This window comes from Candidatus Pelagibacter sp. Uisw_106 (assembly GCF_047724975.1).
GTDB lineage: Bacteria > Pseudomonadota > Alphaproteobacteria > Pelagibacterales > Pelagibacteraceae > Pelagibacter.
The window spans coordinates 733346-754120 of the sequence record NZ_CP159819.1 but is presented as its reverse complement, the minus strand read 5'-3'; the positions used below and the strand labels follow the sequence as shown (position 1 = coordinate 754120).

Genomic DNA, 20775 nt, shown 5'->3' with positions numbered 1-20775 from the left:
GTAAAAAAAAACTTATAAAATATTAAAATATGAACAAAATACTATCACAGGCACTTAAGAAAGCTGTCTCCGAATATAGCCCTGATAATAGCGAACTTTCAAAAAATAAAGGACCAGATTTATTTTCACTTAGTAATGACACTGAACTTTTTCAAAATGAAAAAGGCATCATTATTAAAATTGATAGAACAAGAGATTCTAAATTAACAGATTTTGGCAGAGCAACTTTAAAAGATAGATACTTAGGAAATAACGAATCTTACCAAGATTTGTTTGCCCGTGTTGCAAGTTCATATGCTGATGACAATTTACATGCACAAAGAATTTATAACTACATTAGTAATTTATGGTTCATGCCAGCAACTCCAGTTTTATCAAATGGTGGAACTAAAAGAGGTTTACCAATTTCATGTTTTTTAAATGAAGCATCAGACAGTTTAAATGGAATACTTGATCTGTGGAGTGAGAACGTTTGGTTAGCTGCTAAAGGTGGTGGGATCGGAAGTTACTGGGGTAACCTAAGATCTATTGGAGAAAAAATTGGTAAAGTTGGTAAGACTTCAGGAATTATTCCTTTTATTAAAGTTATGGACTCGTTGACGATGGCAATTAGTCAAGGTTCATTAAGAAGAGGATCGGCTGCTTGTTATCTTCCAATTGATCATCCTGAAATTGAAGAATTTATTGAAATGAGAAGACCAACAGGTGGAGATCCAAACAGAAAAGCATTAAATCTTCATCATGGTATTTTAGTATCAGATGCATTCATGAGAGCCGTTGAGACAGATGAACAGTGGGCACTAAAAAGTCCTGCTGATGGAACTGTACAACAAACTATCTCTGCAAGAAATTTATGGATTAGATTGTTAACTGCAAGAATTGAAACAGGTGAACCTTATATTATCTATATCGATACAGTTAATAGACAAATTCCACAACACCATAAGTTAGCGGGATTAACTGTTAAAACTTCTAATCTTTGTAGCGAGATTACTTTACCTACTGGAATAGATAAAAACGGAAGAGATAGAACTGCTGTTTGTTGTTTGTCATCTTTAAACTTAGAAAAGTATGATGAGTGGAAAGACGATAACGTTATGATTAATGATGTTATGAGATTTTTAGATAACGTATTAACAGACTTTATTGAAAGAGCTCCAGAGCAATTTGATGATGCAAAATATTCTGCTGAAAAAGAAAGAAGTGTTGGCCTAGGTGTTATGGGTTTCCATTCTTATTTACAGCAACATAGTATTCCACTTGAATCAGTTATGAGTAAAGTTTGGAATAAAAAGATATTTAAACATATTCAAGAACATGTTGATCAAGCCTCAAAAGATTTAGCTGATGAAAGAGGAGCTTGTCCTGATGCTGCTGATTATGGTTTTAATGAAAGGTTTTCAAACAAAACTGCGATTGCACCAACTGCATCGATTTCTATTATCTGTGGTGGAGCTTCACCAGGAGTAGAACCGGTTGCAGCTAACAGTTATACGCACAAAACTCTTTCGGGTTCATTTAATGTTAGAAATAGATATTTAGTTGAGTTATTAGAAAAACACGGGAAAAATAATGATGATGTTTGGTCTGGTATTACAACAAACGAAGGTTCTGTTTCTCATTTAGATTTTTTAACTGATTTAGAAAAAGACGTTTTTAAAACAGCATTTGAGTTAGATCAAAAATGGATTATTGAATTAAGTGGAGATAGAACGCCTTTTATATCTCAAGCTCAATCAATTAACTTATTTGTACCAGCAGATATTCACAAAAGAGAACTACATAAAATTCATTTTGATGCTTGGAAAAAAGGTTTGAAAAGCCTTTATTACTGCAGATCAAAATCAATTCAACGTGCGGAGAATGTTAACGATACTAAAGCAACAGATGTTACCGCAAATGTCTATAAGTCAAAACCACAAACAACTGAACAACCAGAATACGAGGAGTGCCTATCATGTCAGTAGAAAAAATGGATACTAAAATTATTCAACCACCAAAAGAAGAAATAGTTCAACCACAAAAAATGGGATTACTAGTTGAAAACCCTGTTTACAAACCTTTCAGATATCCATGGTGTTATGATGCTTGGTTAACTCAACAAAGAATTCACTGGCTACCAGAGGAAGTGCCACTTGGTGATGATGTTAGAGATTGGCAGAAAAATTTAACTCAGTCTGAAAAAAACTTATTAACACAAATTTTTAGATTTTTTACTCAAGCTGATGTTGAAGTACAAAATTGTTATTTAAGACATTATACAACTGTATTCAAACCTACAGAAGTTTTAATGATGATGACTGCTTTTGCTTCAATGGAAACAGTTCACATAGCTGCTTACTCTCATTTACTTGATACTATTGGAATGCCTGAGTCTGAATATTCTGCATTCATGAAATATAAAGAGATGAAAGATAAATACGACTACATGCAAAATTTTGATATGAGTTCAAAAAAAGATATTGCATTAACAGTAGCTGTATTTAGTGCATTCACTGAAGGCCTACAATTATTTGCAAGTTTTGCAATCTTACTTAACTTCCCAAGACATAATAAGATGAAAGGGATGGGCCAAATTGTTACTTGGTCTGTAAGAGATGAAACGTTGCACTGCAATTCTATGATTAGATTGTTTAAAGAGTTCATTCATGAGAACCCTGAAATATGGAATCCTGAATTAAAAAAAGAACTTTATAAAGCATGCAGAACAATCATTGAGCATGAAGACGCTTTTATTGATTTGGCTTTTGAAATGGGTCCTATGGAAGGTCTTACAGCGCAAGATGTAAAACTTTACATTAGATTCATTGCTAATAGAAGATTATCTCAACTTGGATTAGACCCGATTTATGATGTGGAAAAAAATCCACTTACTTGGTTAGATTCTATGTTGAATGCAGTTGAACATATGAACTTCTTTGAAGGTCGTTCTACTGAATATTCTAAAGCCTCAACTCAGGGAACTTGGACAGAGGCATTTAGTTAATCTTTATTTAATTTAAAGCAAGTTTAAATAATTTTATTTGGATGCTAAGTGTAACAACTTCATCCAGCTGTTTATTAATTTTTTATGAAATAAAGAGTATTGTAAGAAGTTTTAAAATTGATAACTTCACCCTCATGAGAGCAGCAAACTATTCATCCATGAACATTTTTAACAAAGATAAAGTTAAAGAGATCAATAACGTCATTAAAGAAAATTTTATTGAAGGAAAAGATGATCCTGCAGCTTTATCACGCAAAACCTCGGATGTTAAATTTGTTAGTTTAGGAAAGATTTCAAAAAGAAATATATCCTTTTATTGAATTTTGTTTAGCAGCAAATAACAGCTTTTTTGGTTTTGACCTACATCCATTAACATCTTTCGATAAATTAAATTATAATTCTTATGAAAAAGGAACAGAGTATAGTTGGCATATCGATGCTGTACCAAAAGACACAGTTAGAGATATTAAACTTACCGCTCTATTAAATTTATCAGAAGAGTCCTATGAGGGAGGAGAATTGGCCTTATTTAGAGCTAATGAGATTATATGTAAGGAATTTAATTCACCAGGTAGTGCAATAATTTTTCCATCTTTTATCAATCATAAAGTGAGTAAAATTACTTCAGGTAGACGAAATACTTTAGCAATTTGGATGTCAGGACCAAAATTTAGGTAAAAATTTTATTTTAATCAAAATTATCATGGAGTACAAAAAATATTTCAGAAAAACTAGCCTTAAACAAGAAGGTATTGGCAAAAAATTTTTAAATGAAATAGCATTAAAGAAGCCAAAAAATTTCCTTGAGATAGGTGTGTTTCATGGTGTTACTGCTAGAAATGTTTGCGAACTATTACAGAACATTCATGGAAGTGACTTTAAATACTTTGGCTTAGATTTGTTTGGTGAAAATATTAAAAATGATAATGAAGTTATTCCAAACACTAAGTTTAATAATCCATTAAAAAGAATATATTTTGAATATATTTTAAGACAAGACCCATACTCAATTGATGCTGTAACTTATCTTTTAAGAAAATTTAAAAAAAATATTCACCTAATTAAAGGTAACTCTAATCTACTATTAAAAAAAATGAATATGTCACAAATTGACTATGTTTTTTTAGATGGAGGACATGCCTATGAGACAGTTAAAAATGATCTACATTATTCAAAAGCAGTTATAGAAAATAATGGAACTATCCTTTGTGATGATTACAACTTGAGTTATGCACCAGGAGTAAAACAAGCCATTGATGAATTTGTCACTGATAACAATCTGAAATCAGAAATTATTTTTGAAAGATTTGCAAAAATAGAAAAAAACTAATTATCTTTGATTTAACTGCATAACTTTTCTATGCTTACTACCCTTGTAGCTAGCAAGAGGTCTAATCAATTTATTAGCAGCATGCTGTTCCATAATATGTGCTGACCAACCCGTAATTCTTGAAATTACAAATATAGGTGTAAAGAAATCCGTATCAAAACCCATTAAATGGTAAGTAGGACCTGTTGGATAATCAACATTAGGATAAATATTTTTCTCTTTAATCATTACCTTTTCAACAATGTCATATATTTTTTCGAATGTTTTATCTTTTTTAATAATTGCTACTCTTTTAAAGTACTCTCTCATTGTTGGAACTCTAGAATCTCCACTTTTATAAACTCTATGGCCAAATCCCATTACTACATCTTTATTTTTCAAAGCTTTAGTGATCCACTTTAAAGCATTCTCGGGCTTTTTAATTTTTCCCATCATATGCATCACTTCTTCATTGGCACCACCATGAAGAGGACCTTTAAGACTTGCTATAGCACCTGTTATTGCTCCATGAATATCAGATAAGCTACTTGTAATAGTTCTGGCAGTAAAAGTTGACACATTAAAACTATGTTCTGCATATAAAATTAATGAGACATCAAAAGCTTTAACAATTTCTTTATTGGGAACTTTTCCAAAGCACATATGGAAAAAGTTTTCAGAAAAACCAAACTTTTTCTTTGGTGCTATAATTTTTTTTCCTTTTCTAAGTCTGTAAAAAGCAGCTAATGCAGTTGGAGTTTTCGCAAAAATTCTAATTGCTTTTCTTAAATTTGCATTTGGTGAATTATCTTTAGTTTCTTTATCCTCAAGACCCATAACGCTGACAGCAGTTCTTGCAACATCCATGGGGTGAGATTTTTTAGGTATCTTTTTTAAAATATCTATTAAATTCTTTGATAGAGTTATTTCTTTAGATAATTCTTTCTTAAATTCTTTTAGTTGCTTGTTATTAGGTAATTCTTTATTTAAAATCAAGTATGCAACTTCTTCAAAATCGCATCTTGCACATAAATCTTGAGCTGCGTAACCTCTATACGTTAGAGAATTAATTTCTGGCATAACTTTTGAAATTTCAGTTTCATCAACAATTATTCCTAGTAAACCTTTTTTGATATCGTCACTCATTATTCATGTCCTTCCGTACTAAAGTTATAAATTTTTTCATCTAACGAATTATATTTTTCATATTCAACCAATTCATAGAGTCTTTTTCTAGTTTGCATTTTATCTATAATATTGTTTTGATGTCCACTCACAAAAATGTCTCTAAGACCATCTTCTACATTTTTCATAGCTAATCTTTGTGTTGTTACTGGATAAATCACAATATTATATCCAAAATTTTCTAACTCTTTATAATTGAATAGTTTAGATTTTCCAAATTCAGTCATATTAGCTAACAAATAACATGATAGTTCTTTTCTAACTTTTTCAAAATCTTTTTCATCATGTAAAGCTTCTGGAAAGATAATTTCAGCTCCTGCATCAATATAGGCCTTACATCTATCAATCATTTTATCTATTCCTTCAACACCCTTAGCGTCAGATCTTGCTATAATTTTAAAATTTTCATCTTGTTTTGCTGCAACGCACTCTTTAATTTTCTTAACCATTGCTTCAGTTGAGATTAATTCTTTGTTATCTAGGTGCCCACACCTTTTACGTTCAACTTGGTCTTCTAAGTGTACAGCTGCCACCCCAAATTCTTCAAAAGTTTTAATAGTTTCTTCACAAGACTTAAAACCAGTGTCTATATCAACAATTGTAGGTAAACTTGTAACTCTGGATATTAAATAAGATCTAGTACTAACATCTTGCAGCGTAGTTAAACCTATATCTGGAAATCCTAAGTCATTAGCCATAACTCCACCTGATACGTAAACAGCATCATAACCAATTTCTTCAATTAGTTTTGCAGTTAGCGGATTATAAGCACCTGGAACTCTTAAAATTTTGTTTGATTTTAATTTACTGACAAAGTCAGCTCTTTTTTGACTGGGCTCTTTATCTACAAAATGCACTAAAAAATTCCTTGTTTTGTATTCTTCTTAATCTGACTTCTTTTAATCTGGATGTTTAGTTTATTTAATTCCCCAGCTTTCAGGTTTTTAAGATTTTGCACAACCTTCAAGAAACGAGCACTTTCTTTTTTATCTAAAATACCATCTGTTAATGTTAAAAACTTGTTTATATAATTCTGTCTTTTAAATGGACGTGCTCCATAAGGATGTGCATCTGCTCTATCTAATTGTTCTGTAATTTTTTTACCTTTTTTTAAAGTAACAACAACTCTTGCTCCAAATGATTTATTTTTTGGATTAGGGTCATGATATTTTTTAGTCCATTTTTTATCTTCAAATGTAGTAATGGATTTCCAAATTTTTATAGTACTTTTTCTATTAGCCCTTTGTTTAGTATATGATTTAACATGGTGCCAATCAGCATCTTCAAGTGCTACTGCAAAAATATACATTATAGAATGATCTAAAGTTTCTCTACTTGCATTAGGATCCATTTTTTGAGGATCGTTTGCACCAGTTCCAATTACGTAGTGAGTATGATGGCTTGTATAAATATCAATTTTTTTGATTTGATTTAAATTAGGAATTTTTTTATTAAGTTTTTTAGCAATATCTATTAGTGCTTGAGACTGGTATTCTGCTGAGTATTCTTTCGTATATGTCTCTAGTATCGCTTTCTTAGATTCCTTTTTCTTCGGAAGAGGCACATTATATAAAGCTTTCTTACCATCTAATATTCTAGCTATGACACTATCTTCTCCTTCATAAATTGGACTTGGAGCGCCTTCACCACGCATTGCTCTGTCAACTGCTTCGATTGCAAGTTTACCAGCATGAGCAGGGGCATAAGCTTTCCAGCTAGAGATTTCACCTTTTCTAGATTGCCTTGTTGAAACAGTTGTATGTAACGCCTGTTGAACTGCCTGGTAAATTGTTTCAGTGTTTAACTTTAACATTGTTCCTAAACCTGCTGCAACACTTGGTCCTAAGTGTGCAATATGATCAATTTTATGTTTATGTAAGCAAATTCCTTTAACTAAATTAACTTGAACCTCATAACCTGTGATAATTCCTCTTAATAAATCTAGCCCACTTTTTTTAGTTTGTTGAGCTACACTTAAAATAGGTGGAATATTATCTCCTGGATGGCTGTAGTCTTCTGCTAAAAAAGTATCATGGAAATCAAGTTCTCTGACAGCTGTTCCATTTGACCAAGCAGCCCACTCACAATCAAATTTTAATTTTGAATCAACCCCAAATAAATTTGCACCATTTTTTCTAGGATGCTTTAGGGCCATTTCTCTTGAAGAGATAACAGCTTTTCTGTTTAAAGAAGCAATAGCAACTGAAGCATTATCAATTATTCTGTTAATAACCATTTCAATAGCTGCTTTATCTAGCTTCGCATTATCAGAGGCTATTTCAGCAATTTTCCATGCTAATTGATTTTTTTTAGGTAAATGAATTTTTGATGGGTAAACTTTAACTTTGTGTGAAATCATTAGGCCTCCTTAATTATGCAGCCCTATTAATAGTAAGAAAAAAAATTAAATCAATCTTTTAAGTAAGTAGAAACTATCTTTTCAACACCAATAAAGTCTTTTATCAAATGATTATGGTAAATTTCATTAGAATTTTTTTCTGTATAACCATTTTCTAATAAAATAACAGGAACAGAGGCAGCCTTTGCAGCATTTGCATCAGTTTCACTATCACCAAACATTAAAGATTTCTTTATATCACCACCAATGATTTCAATTATACTTGTTATGTGTCTTGGATCAGGTTTGCAATAATCAAAAGTATCTGATCCAGCAACGTATTCAAAATAATCATAAATTCCAATTTTCTTTAAAAGGTCAATTGCTAAGTGTTCTTGTTTGTTTGTACAAACTGCCATTGAAATTTCTTTCTCATTACACCACTTTAAAAATTCTATTACACCATTGATGAGGGTGCTTTCTTTAATGATATTTTTTCCATAAAAGTTAACAAAATCCTTAACCATTTGATCTTTAATTTTTTGGTCATTAATTTTACCAAATTCTTTTTTAGCTTGCCCCCATATAGATCTTCCAATCATAGCACCAGCTCCTTGACCTACTAGATTTCTAATGTCTGCTGTAGATTTTGTAGGATAACCATATTTTTTCATGACATGATTATGGGCATTCATTAAATCAGGTGCGGTATCAACCAATGTTCCATCTAGGTCAAATAAAATTGAGTATTTTTGAGTCATTAATAAAGTATTTTTAAGAAATAAATTGTGAATTAAACTATCTATACACTTAATATAAAAATATTTCCAGATGAAACAAATAAATTCTTATATTGAACAAGAAAAATTTCGTAAATTTTTTATCAAGTCTGGTGTAAAGATGATTGGTCCTGAAACTATTTTTTTTTCAAAAGATACAAAGATTGGAAAAAATGTTACTATTAATCCATATGTTGTCATTGGAAAAAAAGTTAAAATTGGCAATAATGTAACTATCAATTCATTTTCACATTTAGAAGATTGTAAAATAAAAAACAAAGTTGAAGTTGGACCTTATGCAAGATTAAGACCAGGTACCATTCTTGAAGAAGGATCAAAAATTGGAAATTTTGTAGAAGTTAAAAAAAGCAGAGTTGGAAAAAAATCAAAAATTAATCATTTATCGTACATTGGTGATAGTGAATTGGGTAAAGGTGTAAATGTTGGTGCTGGTACAATTACCTGTAATTACGATGGTGTTAAAAAAAGTAAAACAAAAATTAAAGACAATGTATTTATAGGATCTAATTCTTCATTAGTTGCACCAATTATTCTTGAAAAAAATAGTATTGTTGGAGCAGGCTCTGTGATTACAAAAAAAGTTAAAAAGAATTCATTAGCTTTAACTAGATGCTCTCAAACTGAAGTTAAAAACTATAAAAGAAAAATAAAATAAGATGTGTGGGATTATAGGAATAGCCAGTAATAAACCAGTATCATCTGCAATCATTAATTCTCTTAGAAAATTAGAGTATAGAGGTTACGACTCTGCTGGTATTGCAACTTTATCGGATGGCATATTAAATGAAGCAAAATCAGAAGGTAGAGTTGATATTTTAGAAAAAAATCTTGCAGTTAAGAATATGACAGGACCAATTGGAATTGGACATGTTAGATGGGCTACACACGGTATTCCAAACACTATCAATGCACACCCTCATTCATCAGAAAGCGTATCAGTAGTACATAATGGTATTATTGAAAATTCTACACTTTTAAAAAAGAATTTAATAAACAAAGGTCACATATTTAAATCTCAGACTGACACAGAAGTAATTGTTCATTTAATAACAGAGTATTTAAAAGAACTTAATTTAAAAGAGGCAATTATTAAAACTCTTAAGCAGCTACACGGAAGTTTTGCTTTAGGTATAATCTTTAAAAATCAACCTGATCTCATAGTGGGTGCAAGAAGAGGATCACCACTAGCAGTTGGTTATGGTCCTAATGAAAATTATTTAGGCTCAGACTCTTACGCTTTAAAATCTATGACTAATAAAATTTCATATTTAAATGATGGAGAATTTTGTATCATAAAGAAGGATCAAGTTGAATTTTTTGATGAAGAAGGCTTAAAAGTTAATAAAAAAGTTTTAGAATTATCTTCTAAAGAACAGGATTATGACAAAGGTGACTTTAAACACTTTATGGCTAAAGAAATTGAAGAACAGCCAACAACACTAAAAAATTGCATAAATGAGTATGTTGATAAAATTAACAACGATATCAATATCTATAATTTTCCCTGGGAAATAGAGGAGATTTCTTCTGTTACTTTAATTGGTTGTGGAACGGCTTATCATTCTTGTTTAATGGCAAAGTATTGGTTTGAAGAAAATACTACACTTGATGTAACAATTGATATTGCATCTGAGTTTAGATACCGAAAAAATAGATTTAAAAATGACAATTTATATATCTTTGTTTCGCAATCTGGTGAAACTGCAGACACTTATGCTGCGTTAGATTTATGCAATAAAAATAACATGAAAACTTGTAGTGTTGTTAATGTTATAGAAAGTTCAATCGCAAGAGATTCTAAATTTGTTTTACCCATTCATTGTGGACCAGAAATTGGTGTAGCTTCCACAAAAGCTTTTATGGGTCAAATGTTAGTTCTTTATATTTTGGTATTAAAATTAGGTATTTTAAGAAAAGACCTAGATGAAAATTTGTATTTAAACAAAATTAAAGATTTAAAAGTATTACCCAAGTTAGTTGAGAAAACTTTACTTACAGAGAATAAAATCCAAATAGTTTCTAGTTCATTTACTGATGCAAAAGGTTCCATGTTTTTAGGGAGAGGTTTTTCTTATCCGATTGCATTAGAAGGAGCTTTAAAGTTAAAAGAATTAGCTTACGTTCATGCGGAAGGATATCCCGCTGGGGAGATGAAGCATGGTCCTTTAGCTTTAATTGAAGATGGAATGCCAGTTGTTGTCTTAGCTCCAAGAGATAACTATTATAAAAAAACAATTTCTAATATGCAGGAAGTAATAGCAAGAGGAGCTAAAGTTTTATTAATCACTAATAAAAGTAAAGATGAAGTTTTTTCAGAAAATATTTGGGAAACTGTATTAGTTGAAAGTGCTAATGATGACTTGTTACCTTTTTTATTAACCGTTCCATTACAAAAATTAGCTTATTATTCAGCTCTTAAAAAAGGTTATGACATCGATAAACCTAGAAATTTAGCAAAATCAGTCACAGTTGAATAATAATTAAACTCTGCTACAACACCTCTAAGTTGAATATGAAAAATTGGAAAATAAATAGTTGGAGAAATTATCCCGTAAAACACATTCCTGAATATCCGGATCAAAAAGATTTAGATGATGTTTTAAGTAAAATTAAAAATTTTCCTCCATTAGTTTTTGCTGGTGAGACAAGACATTTAAAAGAACAGCTTGCTGATGTTGTTGATGGAAAAGCTTTTTTATTACAAGGTGGAGACTGTGCGGAAAGTTTTGCAGAATTTCACCCTGATAATATTAGAGACACATTTAAGCTAATACTTCAAATGTCACTTGTACTTACTTATTCAGCATCACTACCGGTTATTAAACTGGGAAGAATTGCTGGCCAATTTTCAAAACCAAGAAGTTCTCCTGTTGAAAATATTGATGGTGTTGAGTTACCTAGCTACCTTGGGGACAATATTAATGGTATGGAATTTAATGAAAAGTCAAGAGTTCCAGACCCCAAGAGACTTTTTAAAGCATATTCTCAGTCTGCATCTACACTTAATCTTATAAGAGCCTTCTCTCATGGAGGCTTTGCTGACCTTAAGAAAGTGCATACTTGGAATTTAGGTTTTATTAAAAACTCTCCAGCTGCTAAAAAATTTAAAGATCTAGAGGACAGAATAGCAGATGCCCTAGCATTTATGGATGCGTGTGGAATTAATTCTGATTTTAATAGAAGATTAAAAACAGTAAACTTTTGGACTTCACATGAAGCTTTACTACTTCCTTTCGAACAAGCTATGACAAGAGTAGATTCAACAACTGGCGAATATCATGATACTTCAGCTCACTTTGTTTGGATAGGAGATAGAACAAGACAATTAGATGGTGGTCATGTTGAGTTTTGTAGAGGAATTGAGAATCCAATTGGAATTAAATGTGGACCAACATTAAAAGCTGAAGACTTGATAAATCTTTGTAATAAAATTAATCCAAAAAATGAAAAAGGTAAAATAACTTTAATTTCTAGATTTGGTCACGAGAATGTTTCTAAATTTTTACCAAAATTAATTAGAGCAATTAAAAAAGAAGGTTTAAATGTAATATGGTCATGTGACCCTTGTCACGGAAATACAATTAAAGCTACGACTGGATTTAAAACAAGACCATTTAATAGCGTTGTTAAAGAAGTAAAAAATGTTTTTGAATGCCATCAAAGCGAAGGAAGTTATGCAGGTGGATTACACATTGAAATGACTGGTCAAGATGTTACAGAATGTACTGGTGGTGCTCAGAAAATATCTGACCAAGACTTATCTAGCCGTTACCACACTCATTGTGATCCAAGACTTAACGCTAACCAAGCATTAGAGTTAGCCTTTTTAATTTCTGATGAGATTAAAAAAAATGCTGCTTATTCTAAAAAAAATATTAAAGCGGCATCTTAAAGCATTGTATTAAATACAATTTCGTTTAAATTTTAAACAATGAAACCATTAGAAAAAGCACAATTTATAAGCGATTGGATTAAAAATTATGTAGAAAAGATGCCAAGTAAGGCTCAATCTTTAGTTATTGGAATTTCTGGAGGAATAGATTCTTCTGTATCAAGCACATTGAGTGCAATGACAGGTATAAAAACAATTGTATTATCAATGCCTATTAAGCAAAAATCATCACAACATGATTTAAGTTTAAAACACCAAGAATGGCTTGTTAAAAATTTTAATAATGTTGAGACATACACGCTAAATTTAGATAAATTATTTGAAACATTCGAAGGCACATTATCTAATTTTGATAGTGAGCTTGGGATGGCAAATTCTAGAGCAAGAATTAGAATGACCACTCTTTATCAAGTAGCTGCTGCAAACAAAGGTATTGTAGTTGGTACCGGAAATAAAGTTGAAGATTTTGGAGTAGGGTTTTATACAAAATATGGAGATGGTGGGGTAGATATTTCTCCCATTGCAGATTGCAATAAATCAGAAGTATGGGAAATAGGTAAATCTATCAATATTCTTCAAGAAATAATTGATGCTGCTCCAACAGATGGATTATGGGATGATGGTAGAACTGACGAAGGTCAGTTAGGTCTTAAATATGAAGAATTAGAAGAGGCAATGAACAATGTTAATTCAATAAATCGTGAAAAATATGAAAAAATAAGAAAGATGAACTTGCATAAAATGGAACCAATCCCAGTTTGCAAGATTCCCAACTAATCTAATAGATTCACAAATCTATAATTAAAGTATAATTCTAAGATAATGAATAAGGATATTTTTTTAACAAACAATCTAAGCAACAAAAAAGAAAAATTTGTTCCACTAAATAAAGAAAACATTGGAATGTATGTTTGTGGTCCAACAGTTTATGACAACCCACACATTGGTAACGCTAGGCCTCTTGTTATTTTTGATATTTTGTACAAAGTTTTAAAATCAAAATATGGCCATGATAAAATAAATTATATAAGAAATATTACTGATGTTGATGATAAAATAATTAAATCAGCAAAAGAAAAAAGTATTTCAATATCTGAATTAACAAACAATGTGATTAAAGATTTTAATGATGATTGTGATTATTTAAATTTAGATAACCCAACACAACAACCAAAAGCCACAGATCATATTGATCTTATGATTGAAATGATATCATCTTTAATAGAAAAAGATTTTGCCTATGAGACAGACAGCCATGTTTATTTTGAAGTCAGTAAATTTGAGGATTATGGGAAACTATCAAATAAAAAATTAGAAGATTTAATTGCTGGATCTAGAGTTGAAGTTTCAGAGAATAAAAAAGAATCAGAAGATTTTGTTTTATGGAAACCCTCTAAAAATGAAGAACCTTCCTGGGATTCACCCTGGGGCAAAGGAAGACCTGGTTGGCATTTAGAATGCTCTTCAATGTCTAAGAAATATTTAGGTGACGTATTTGATATTCATGGTGGAGGAATTGATTTAATTTTCCCTCATCACGAAAATGAAATTGCACAATCAAGATGTGCTAACGATACTAAAGTTTTTGCAAATTATTGGATCCATAACGCATTTATTACTATGTCCAATGAAAAAATGGCCAAATCAACTGGCAACATACTTAAAATTAAAGATTTTAAAGATAATGTTGATGGACAAGTTTTAAAACTTGCTCTTATGAGTGCTCATTATAAGCAGCCACTAGACTGGAACGAAAAGCTCTTAGAAGATTGCAAAAATACTATTGATAAATGGTATGAAGTTTATTTATCCTCAAATGATAAAACAGTTTTAAGTGAAGATGTTTTATCCCCGTTATACGATGATTTGAACACACCAGGCTATATAGCAAATTTACACCAACTTTATGACAAAGCTTTAAAAGGAGGCAATGAAGAGAAAAGTTTATTTGTGTTAGCTTGTAATTTCATTGGTATTTTAAACAAAACAAAAGAAGAATGGATTGAATTTAAAAAGAAAAAATCATCCATTAATGAAGATGAAATTTTAGAAATGATTGAATTTCGAAATAAAGCAAGAGAAGACAAGAATTATAAAGAAGCTGATATCATTAGAGATAAGCTTTTAGATAAAGGGGTTTTAATAGAAGACAAAGATGGTAAAACAATTTGGAAACTAAAATGAGCAAAGAACAACTTTTTATATTCGATACAACGCTAAGAGATGGTGCGCAAACGCAAGGTGTAGACTTTTCTGTAGATGACAAAATAAAAATTGCCTCAGCATTAGATAATTTAGGTGTTGACTATATTGAAGGTGGGTGGCCAGGAGCAAACCCTACAGATACTGAATTTTTTCAAAAAAAACATTCATTTAATAATGCTAAACTAACATCTTTTGGTATGACTAAAAGAACTGGTCGTAGTGCAGATAATGATCCTGGGCTATCAGCGCTTTTAGATTCAAAAACACCAGCAGTTTGTATTGTTGGAAAATCTTGGGATTTTCATGTTGATATAGCCCTTGGTATTTCTAATGAAGAAAATTTAGAAAACATTAAAGAAACAGCGAAACACTTTGTTAAAGAGAATAAAGAATTCATGTTTGATGCGGAACATTTTTTTGATGGCTACAAAGCTAATCCAAATTATGCTTTATCATGTCTTAAATCAGCATTCGATGAAGGAGCAAGGTGGATTGTTTTATGCGATACTAATGGTGGAACCTTGCCTCATGAAGTTACAAAAATAGTAACAGAAGTTTCTAAAACTATACCTGGAAAAAATTTAGGCATACATGCACACAATGATACGGGTAATGCAGTTGCAAACTCTTTAGCTGCAGTTTGGGCTGGGGTTAGACAAGTACAAGGTACCATCAATGGTTTAGGTGAAAGATGTGGTAACGCTAATTTAATGTCATTAATTCCAACTTTTTTTTTAAAAAGTGATTTTTTTTCTAAATTTCAATTAAAAATTAAACCAGACAATATTAAGAAACTAACGGAATGCTCTAGATTATTAGATGAGATTTTAAATAGAAAACCAAACAAACATCTTCCATATGTTGGTGCTGCAGCTTTTTCTCATAAAGGTGGCCTTCATGTATCAGCTGTTCAAAAAGATCCAAAAACATATGAGCATATTAATCCTGAAGAAGTTGGAAATTCTAGAAATATTGTAGTTTCTGATCAATCAGGGAAATCCAATATAATCTCAAGATTAAAAACTATTGGTATTGAAATAGAAGAGAGTGACCCTAAAATTAAAAAACTTTTAGATGAAGTAAAAGATAGAGAATTTATTGGTTATAGTTATGACGGTGCTGATGCATCGTTTGAATTATTAGCCAGAAGAATTATTAGCAAAATACCAAGGTATATATCGATTAAAGAATACGATGTTTCTGTAAAAAAAGATTCATCAGGAACAATTGTTTCTTTAGCGAAAGCTCAGCTTGAAGTTGATGGTGAAAAAATTATGTGTACTGGTAAAGGAAATGGTCCTGTTAATGCATTAGATAATGCGATTAGACAGAATGTGGATCGTTTAAATAAATACTCTAAATATTTAAAAGATTTAAAATTAGTCGATTACAAAGTTAGAATTTTAAATACAGGTACTGAAGCGATCACTAGAGTTTCAATAGAGAGCACTGATTCAAAAGGTAAAAACTGGTTCACTATTGGTGTTTCTGCAAATATAATTGATGCTTCATTTAAAGCGTTGGTTGATAGCCTAGATTATAAATTGTTTAAAGATAAAGCTCCAGCAAGTCTTTAATGTCGTTTAATAATATTTCATTTATTTTACATCAACCTCAATTATCAGAAAATATTGGAGCTTGTGCTAGAGCTATAAAAAACTTTAACTTTAAAAAACTAGTCATTGTAAAACCAAAACCAATTTTCCCAAATGATAAAATTTTAGCAACTTCCGTTGGTGCAAAAGATCTAATTATTAATGCTAAAGTGCATGAAACATTAGAATCTGCTGTAAAAAAAGTAGATTATGTTATTGCAACGTCTGCAAGATTTAGAAATAAAAACATCAAACACATCAATCTAGAAGATTTAAAAAAAATTGATTTTAATAAAAAAATAGCCTTTTTATTTGGCTCTGAAGCGTCTGGTTTATCTAATAATGAGATTAGTCATGCTAATTACACTATGCAAATCCCAACTAACCCTGATTTCAAATCTTTAAACTTGTCACACAGTGTCATTATTATTGCTCATACAGTAGCACGTATCATTAATCTAAAGGGTGCAAAGTATTCAAAATCAAAAAAAATAACAGTAGCTAGCAAGAAGGATATTCAAGCAATGACTAACTTATGCATCAAAAAATTAGAGGAAAAACACTTTTTTAAACCTTTAGAGAAGAGACCTATTATGCTTGAAAACTTAAGAAGTATTTTTTCTAAAATGGAGCTTTCTGAGAAAGAAACACGTATTTTATCGAGTGTATTCGCAAGTTTGTCCAAAAAAGGTTGATTGACAAAATAATGAGTAAGTTTATAACCCCTCATATCAAATGACAAAAAGAATAAGCGCTAAACATAAAATAGATAGAAGGTTAAAAATTAACCTATGGGGTAGACCTAAAAGTCCCTTCAATAAAAGAGATTATGGTCCAGGACAGCATGGTCAAGGTAGAAAAGGTAAACCATCTGATTACGGAATTCAGCTACAAGCTAAGCAAAAATTAAAAGGTTACTATGGTAACATTAACGAAAGACAATTCAGAAATATTTACAAAAAAGCTACCATGTTAAAAGGGGACACAGGTGAAAATTTAATTGGATTACTTGAGAGAAGATTAGATTCAGTAGTTTATAGAGCAAGATTTTCAACAACAGTATTTTCAGCTAGACAACTTATTAACCATGGTCACGTAAGAGTTAATGGTAAAAAAGTTAATATTTCTAGCTATATGGTTAAAGAAGAAGATATAATTGAAATTAGAGATAAATCTAAACAGTTAGCTTTCATTGATATCGCTTTAGCAAACAAAGAAAGAGAAACTCCAGAATATATTCATCTAGATGAGAAGAATAAAAAAGTTACTTTCGTTAGAACACCTAAGTTTGACGAAGTTCCATATCCAGTTGTAATGGAACCTAATCTAGTAATTGAATATTATTCAAGATAAATAATTCTTGATGAGCAAAATCAAGTATAATGGTTTTGAGCTTGACATTTTCGATGCAGCAAAAAAATTTAGAAAATATCAAATCCATCTTTTAAAGAGATATATTAAAGATCCATTTTTAGAAGTTGGGCCTGGAAAAGGTGGTTTAGTAAATTTGTATGAAAAATTTACAAACAATATCACTCTAATAGAACCAGATAATAAACTTTTTCATTTGCTAAAAAAAAGATTTAGTAAAAAAAACATAATAATTAAAAGTCACACGATAAGTAAAGAAAAGTCAAAATATAAAACAATAATTTATTTTGATGTTCTGGAGCATATCGAGGATGATTTGAATGAGGTAAAGTTAGCATCAGCAAGACTTAAAAAAAATGGTAGATTAATATTTAATGTGCCAGCACACCAATTATTCTACAACAAGTTTGATAAATCAGTTGGTCATTTTAAAAGATATAATAAAAAAGATTTTGTAATTATAGAAAAAAACACAGATTTAAAAATTGAAAAGCTAATTTATTATGACTCCATTGGACTACTTTTCTTAATACTAAATAAATTGTTTAAATTAAGAGATGGAAATCTAAAAAATAAGATTTATTTATGGAATATGTTAATGCCATTGTCTAGGATTATTGACATACTAACTTATAATAAACTGGGTAAATCACTTTTTTGTGTATTTAAAAAATGATAACTAAAGAAAATTATTTATTTAAAATATTTATCACAATCTACTTATTTATTGGTATTTATTTAAGCCTATCTACAGGAATATCCCACGATGAGTATCACGAACAACTTAACTGGGAAAAAAATATTCAAGGTGCAATTAGTTTTTTAAGTACAGGAGAGTATGAAAATCTAATTAATTACATTGATAAATATCATGGAATTGGATTTCATTATATTTCCATACCATTTCAAAAGTTATTTAATGAAATTGTTTATAATATTAATGATATTTCTAAATATGGGTCATTACTTGTAGCAAAACATTCGGCTATTTTTTTTATATTTACAATTTCAGGATATTTTTATTTTTTAATTAATTTTAAAATATCTCAAGATTTATTGTTCTCAAAAGTATCTACAATCATCTATTTATTGTATCCTTATCTCTTTGGTCATGCTCAGTTTAATCTTAAAGATATTCCTTTTTTATCATTTTGGATAATCTGTTCTTATTTCTTTTTAAATATTATTGAAGATTTATATTTAGATAAAAAAATTAAGATTAAATCACTTCTATTTCTTTCTTTTTTAACTGCATTTTTAATCAGTATAAGAATTTCAGGATTAATAATTTTTATTCAATATTTTATTGGACTAATTACTCTATTTAATTTTAAAAAATTAAAATTGAATAATTTGATATCTAAAAATATATCAAATATTTTTATTTCTATATTTTTATTTTTGATTTTTATTTATATCCTTAATCCAATTATGTGGCACAATCCCTTTGAGATCATAAGCTCATTAGAATGGATGAGTAAATATTATCATGATACTTGTACTCTTACACTTGGTGAATGCATGAAAGCTCTAAATTTACCTTCAAGCTATTACTTCATCTGGTTATTTTTTAAGTTACCTATAATTGTAATTTTAGGTATTTTCTTATTTCCATTTTGTGAAAATAGAATTTTTAATAATAAGAATATTTTAACACGAATTTATTATCTGCTTTTTTTAATCACACCTTTAATAATTATTTTAATTTTTATACTTAAAGATGTAGCGATTTATGATGAGATTAGACACGTTATGTTTTTGGTGCCATTAATTTTTATAACTTCTTTGTTTAATATATATATCTTTAATAAAAAATTATTTTACTCACTATCTTTTTTAACTTTAATCTTTTTTGTTTTAGAAAATATAGCCTTGAAGCCATACCAATATACATGGCTAAATTCTTTTGCCAAATTTACAAACATAGAAAAAAATTTTGAAATTGATTACTGGGGCATAAGTAATAAAAATCTACAAAAAGAACTAATTAAAGATTCAAAAACAAAAGTTCTAGATAAAAATATTTGCATTTTTGGAGACGCTTACACTAAAGAGTTTTTAAGTAATACTAATTTTAACTGTTTTAAAAAATATTCAGAAATTGATGCAGAGGAGAGTAGACCTTTTTATGCATATAAGAATGTTAGAAACGTTAAAAGATCTGATCCTAAAGATTGTGAATTAATTTGGAACGAGGGTTATAATTATACTTTTTATAAAAGAAAAATTAGTACAGCAACTTTGTGGTTCTGTGATTAGTTTTGATCAGCTTCCTCTAATTCTTTTTTTATTTTATTTAAAAAAGTGTTAATTAATGTAGCATCATCTTTTGAAAGGTATCTTTCTTTCTTAATACCTTTGCCAATTTCTTCTCTCAATTTATTAACACTTTCTTTACGTCCTTCTTTAGACGTAAAAGTATTTATTTTATTTGAATATTTGCTTATTTGCCTTCCTATAGTGAACTCATAAATAAGTATCACTGCTATTACAGAAATTATTATCTTATATATAAAAGATTTCACTTAGCTTTTTCTTTTAAAATTAATTCCTTTTAATTCAAATATTTTTTGAAGCTCACCATTTTCATACATTTCTTTAACGATGTCACAGCCACCAACAAATTCACCCTTGATGTAAACTTGTGGAATAGTAGGCCAGTCACTAAATTCTTTTATACCTTCTCTTAAAGCTTGAGATTCTAGAACATTGATCCCCTTGTAATTTACATCTAAAATTTTTAACATGTTTGATATAGCCATAGAAAATCCACACTGAGGTGTATCTGGTGTTCCTTTCATAAACAAGCATACTTCGTTGGTATCTATATGACTTTGAATTAAATTTTTTGTGCTATCGTCCATTATGGTTCCTTTGTTTTAATTGCTAATGCGTGAAGTTCGTTACCCATTTTTCCTTTTAAAGAATTATATACCATCTTGTGTTGTTCAATTTTGCTTTTTCCAGAAAATTTGCTTGAAGTAATTGTTGCCGAGTAGTGATTGCTATCTCCTGCTAAGTCTTGAATTTCTATTATAGCATCTGGCAAAGCTTCTTTAATAAGTGTTTCAACTTCTTTTATATCCATTGCCAT

The 20775-nt window shown here is 29.9% G+C and carries 22 protein-coding genes; 15 read left to right on the top strand and 7 right to left on the bottom strand.

Annotated elements, in window-relative coordinates; translation table 11 throughout:
• The first annotated feature begins 29 nt into the window (after window positions 1-29).
• From ABXT45_RS04155 to ABXT45_RS04135, 5 genes are read left to right on the top strand one after another with little or no spacing between them, the layout of a single operon-like run.
• The gene (locus ABXT45_RS04155) at window positions 30-1967 is read left to right on the top strand and encodes a ribonucleoside-diphosphate reductase subunit alpha (protein ID WP_415295699.1); all 1938 of its coding nucleotides are present in this window, start codon (window positions 30-32) and stop codon (window positions 1965-1967) included.
• The gene (locus ABXT45_RS04150) at window positions 1958-2986 is read left to right on the top strand and encodes a ribonucleotide-diphosphate reductase subunit beta (protein WP_415312859.1); all 1029 of its coding nucleotides are present in this window, start codon (window positions 1958-1960) and stop codon (window positions 2984-2986) included. Before ABXT45_RS04155 ends, ABXT45_RS04150 begins: the two co-directional genes overlap by 10 nt.
• 41 nt (window positions 2987-3027) lie before the next feature.
• Window positions 3028-3306: a hypothetical protein gene (locus ABXT45_RS04145; protein WP_415312858.1), complete on the top strand. Its 279-nt coding sequence runs from the start codon at window positions 3028-3030 to the stop codon at window positions 3304-3306.
• Window positions 3290-3664, top strand: a complete 375-nt coding sequence (locus ABXT45_RS04140; protein ID WP_415314442.1) for a 2OG-Fe(II) oxygenase — start codon at window positions 3290-3292, stop codon at window positions 3662-3664. Before ABXT45_RS04145 ends, ABXT45_RS04140 begins: the two co-directional genes overlap by 17 nt.
• Window positions 3665-3689: 25 nt before the next feature.
• A complete protein-coding gene (locus ABXT45_RS04135; RefSeq protein WP_415312857.1) occupies window positions 3690-4316 on the top strand; it encodes a class I SAM-dependent methyltransferase in 627 nt (208 codons plus the stop codon).
• Here ABXT45_RS04135 and ABXT45_RS04130 read toward each other — a convergent pair whose 3' ends face one another.
• The 4 genes from ABXT45_RS04130 to ABXT45_RS04115 are packed head-to-tail and all read right to left on the bottom strand — an operon-like array spanning window position 4317 to window position 8579.
• The gene (locus ABXT45_RS04130) at window positions 4317-5441 is read right to left on the bottom strand and encodes a bifunctional 2-methylcitrate synthase/citrate synthase (protein WP_415312856.1); all 1125 of its coding nucleotides are present in this window, start codon (window positions 5439-5441) and stop codon (window positions 4317-4319) included. It abuts the gene before it with no gap.
• Complete coding sequence (prpB, locus tag ABXT45_RS04125; protein ID WP_415312855.1) at window positions 5441-6337, bottom strand: methylisocitrate lyase; 897 nt, start codon at window positions 6335-6337, stop codon at window positions 5441-5443. The genes ABXT45_RS04130 and prpB overlap by 1 nt, the downstream gene beginning before the upstream one ends.
• Window positions 6337-7839 carry an MmgE/PrpD family protein gene (locus ABXT45_RS04120; protein WP_415312854.1) on the bottom strand — a complete coding sequence of 501 codons (1503 nt, stop codon included), beginning with the start codon at window positions 7837-7839 and terminating at the stop codon, window positions 6337-6339. The genes prpB and ABXT45_RS04120 overlap by 1 nt, the downstream gene beginning before the upstream one ends.
• Window positions 7840-7889: 50 nt before the next feature.
• Window positions 7890-8579: an HAD-IA family hydrolase gene (locus ABXT45_RS04115; protein WP_415312853.1), complete on the bottom strand. Its 690-nt coding sequence runs from the start codon at window positions 8577-8579 to the stop codon at window positions 7890-7892.
• 70 nt (window positions 8580-8649) lie between these two features.
• On the opposite strand from ABXT45_RS04115, the gene ABXT45_RS04110 reads away from it, so the two are divergent.
• From ABXT45_RS04110 to ABXT45_RS04065, 10 genes are read left to right on the top strand one after another with little or no spacing between them, the layout of a single operon-like run.
• Complete coding sequence (locus ABXT45_RS04110; protein ID WP_415312852.1) at window positions 8650-9273, top strand: DapH/DapD/GlmU-related protein; 624 nt, start codon at window positions 8650-8652, stop codon at window positions 9271-9273.
• Between the two features lies 1 nt (window position 9274).
• Window positions 9275-11095, top strand: a complete 1821-nt coding sequence (gene glmS / locus ABXT45_RS04105; RefSeq protein ID WP_415312851.1) for a glutamine--fructose-6-phosphate transaminase (isomerizing) — start codon at window positions 9275-9277, stop codon at window positions 11093-11095.
• Window positions 11096-11130: 35 nt separating this feature from the next.
• Complete coding sequence (locus tag ABXT45_RS04100; RefSeq protein ID WP_415312850.1) at window positions 11131-12510, top strand: class II 3-deoxy-7-phosphoheptulonate synthase; 1380 nt, start codon at window positions 11131-11133, stop codon at window positions 12508-12510.
• Window positions 12511-12549: 39 nt separating this feature from the next.
• Window positions 12550-13287 (top strand): NAD(+) synthase, encoded by a 738-nt coding sequence (gene nadE, locus ABXT45_RS04095; protein ID WP_415312849.1) that lies wholly within the window; start codon window positions 12550-12552, stop codon window positions 13285-13287.
• Between the two features lie 45 nt (window positions 13288-13332).
• A complete protein-coding gene (cysS, locus tag ABXT45_RS04090; RefSeq protein ID WP_415312848.1) occupies window positions 13333-14694 on the top strand; it encodes a cysteine--tRNA ligase in 1362 nt (453 codons plus the stop codon).
• Window positions 14691-16292: a citramalate synthase gene (gene cimA, locus ABXT45_RS04085; protein WP_415312847.1), complete on the top strand. Its 1602-nt coding sequence runs from the start codon at window positions 14691-14693 to the stop codon at window positions 16290-16292. Before cysS ends, cimA begins: the two co-directional genes overlap by 4 nt.
• Window positions 16292-17005, top strand: a complete 714-nt coding sequence (locus tag ABXT45_RS04080) for an RNA methyltransferase (protein WP_415312846.1) — start codon at window positions 16292-16294, stop codon at window positions 17003-17005. The genes cimA and ABXT45_RS04080 overlap by 1 nt, the downstream gene beginning before the upstream one ends.
• A gap of 40 nt (window positions 17006-17045) precedes the next feature.
• Entirely contained in the window at window positions 17046-17663 is a 618-nt protein-coding gene (gene rpsD / locus ABXT45_RS04075) for a 30S ribosomal protein S4 (protein ID WP_415277731.1), read from the top strand.
• Window positions 17664-17673: 10 nt separating this feature from the next.
• Window positions 17674-18357 carry a class I SAM-dependent methyltransferase gene (locus tag ABXT45_RS04070; RefSeq protein ID WP_415312845.1) on the top strand — a complete coding sequence of 228 codons (684 nt, stop codon included), beginning with the start codon at window positions 17674-17676 and terminating at the stop codon, window positions 18355-18357.
• Window positions 18354-19940 carry a hypothetical protein gene (locus ABXT45_RS04065; protein ID WP_415312844.1) on the top strand — a complete coding sequence of 529 codons (1587 nt, stop codon included), beginning with the start codon at window positions 18354-18356 and terminating at the stop codon, window positions 19938-19940. The genes ABXT45_RS04070 and ABXT45_RS04065 overlap by 4 nt, the downstream gene beginning before the upstream one ends.
• Here ABXT45_RS04065 and ABXT45_RS04060 read toward each other — a convergent pair.
• The 3 genes from ABXT45_RS04060 to ABXT45_RS04050 are packed head-to-tail and all read right to left on the bottom strand — an operon-like array spanning window position 19937 to window position 20775.
• Window positions 19937-20206 (bottom strand): hypothetical protein, encoded by a 270-nt coding sequence (locus ABXT45_RS04060; protein WP_415312843.1) that lies wholly within the window; start codon window positions 20204-20206, stop codon window positions 19937-19939. The genes ABXT45_RS04065 and ABXT45_RS04060 overlap by 4 nt on opposite strands.
• Window positions 20207-20545, bottom strand: coding sequence for a Grx4 family monothiol glutaredoxin (gene grxD / locus ABXT45_RS04055; RefSeq protein WP_415312842.1), 339 nt, complete (start codon window positions 20543-20545; stop codon window positions 20207-20209).
• A complete protein-coding gene (locus ABXT45_RS04050; protein WP_415312841.1) occupies window positions 20545-20775 on the bottom strand; it encodes a BolA/IbaG family iron-sulfur metabolism protein in 231 nt (76 codons plus the stop codon). Before ABXT45_RS04050 ends, grxD begins: the two co-directional genes overlap by 1 nt.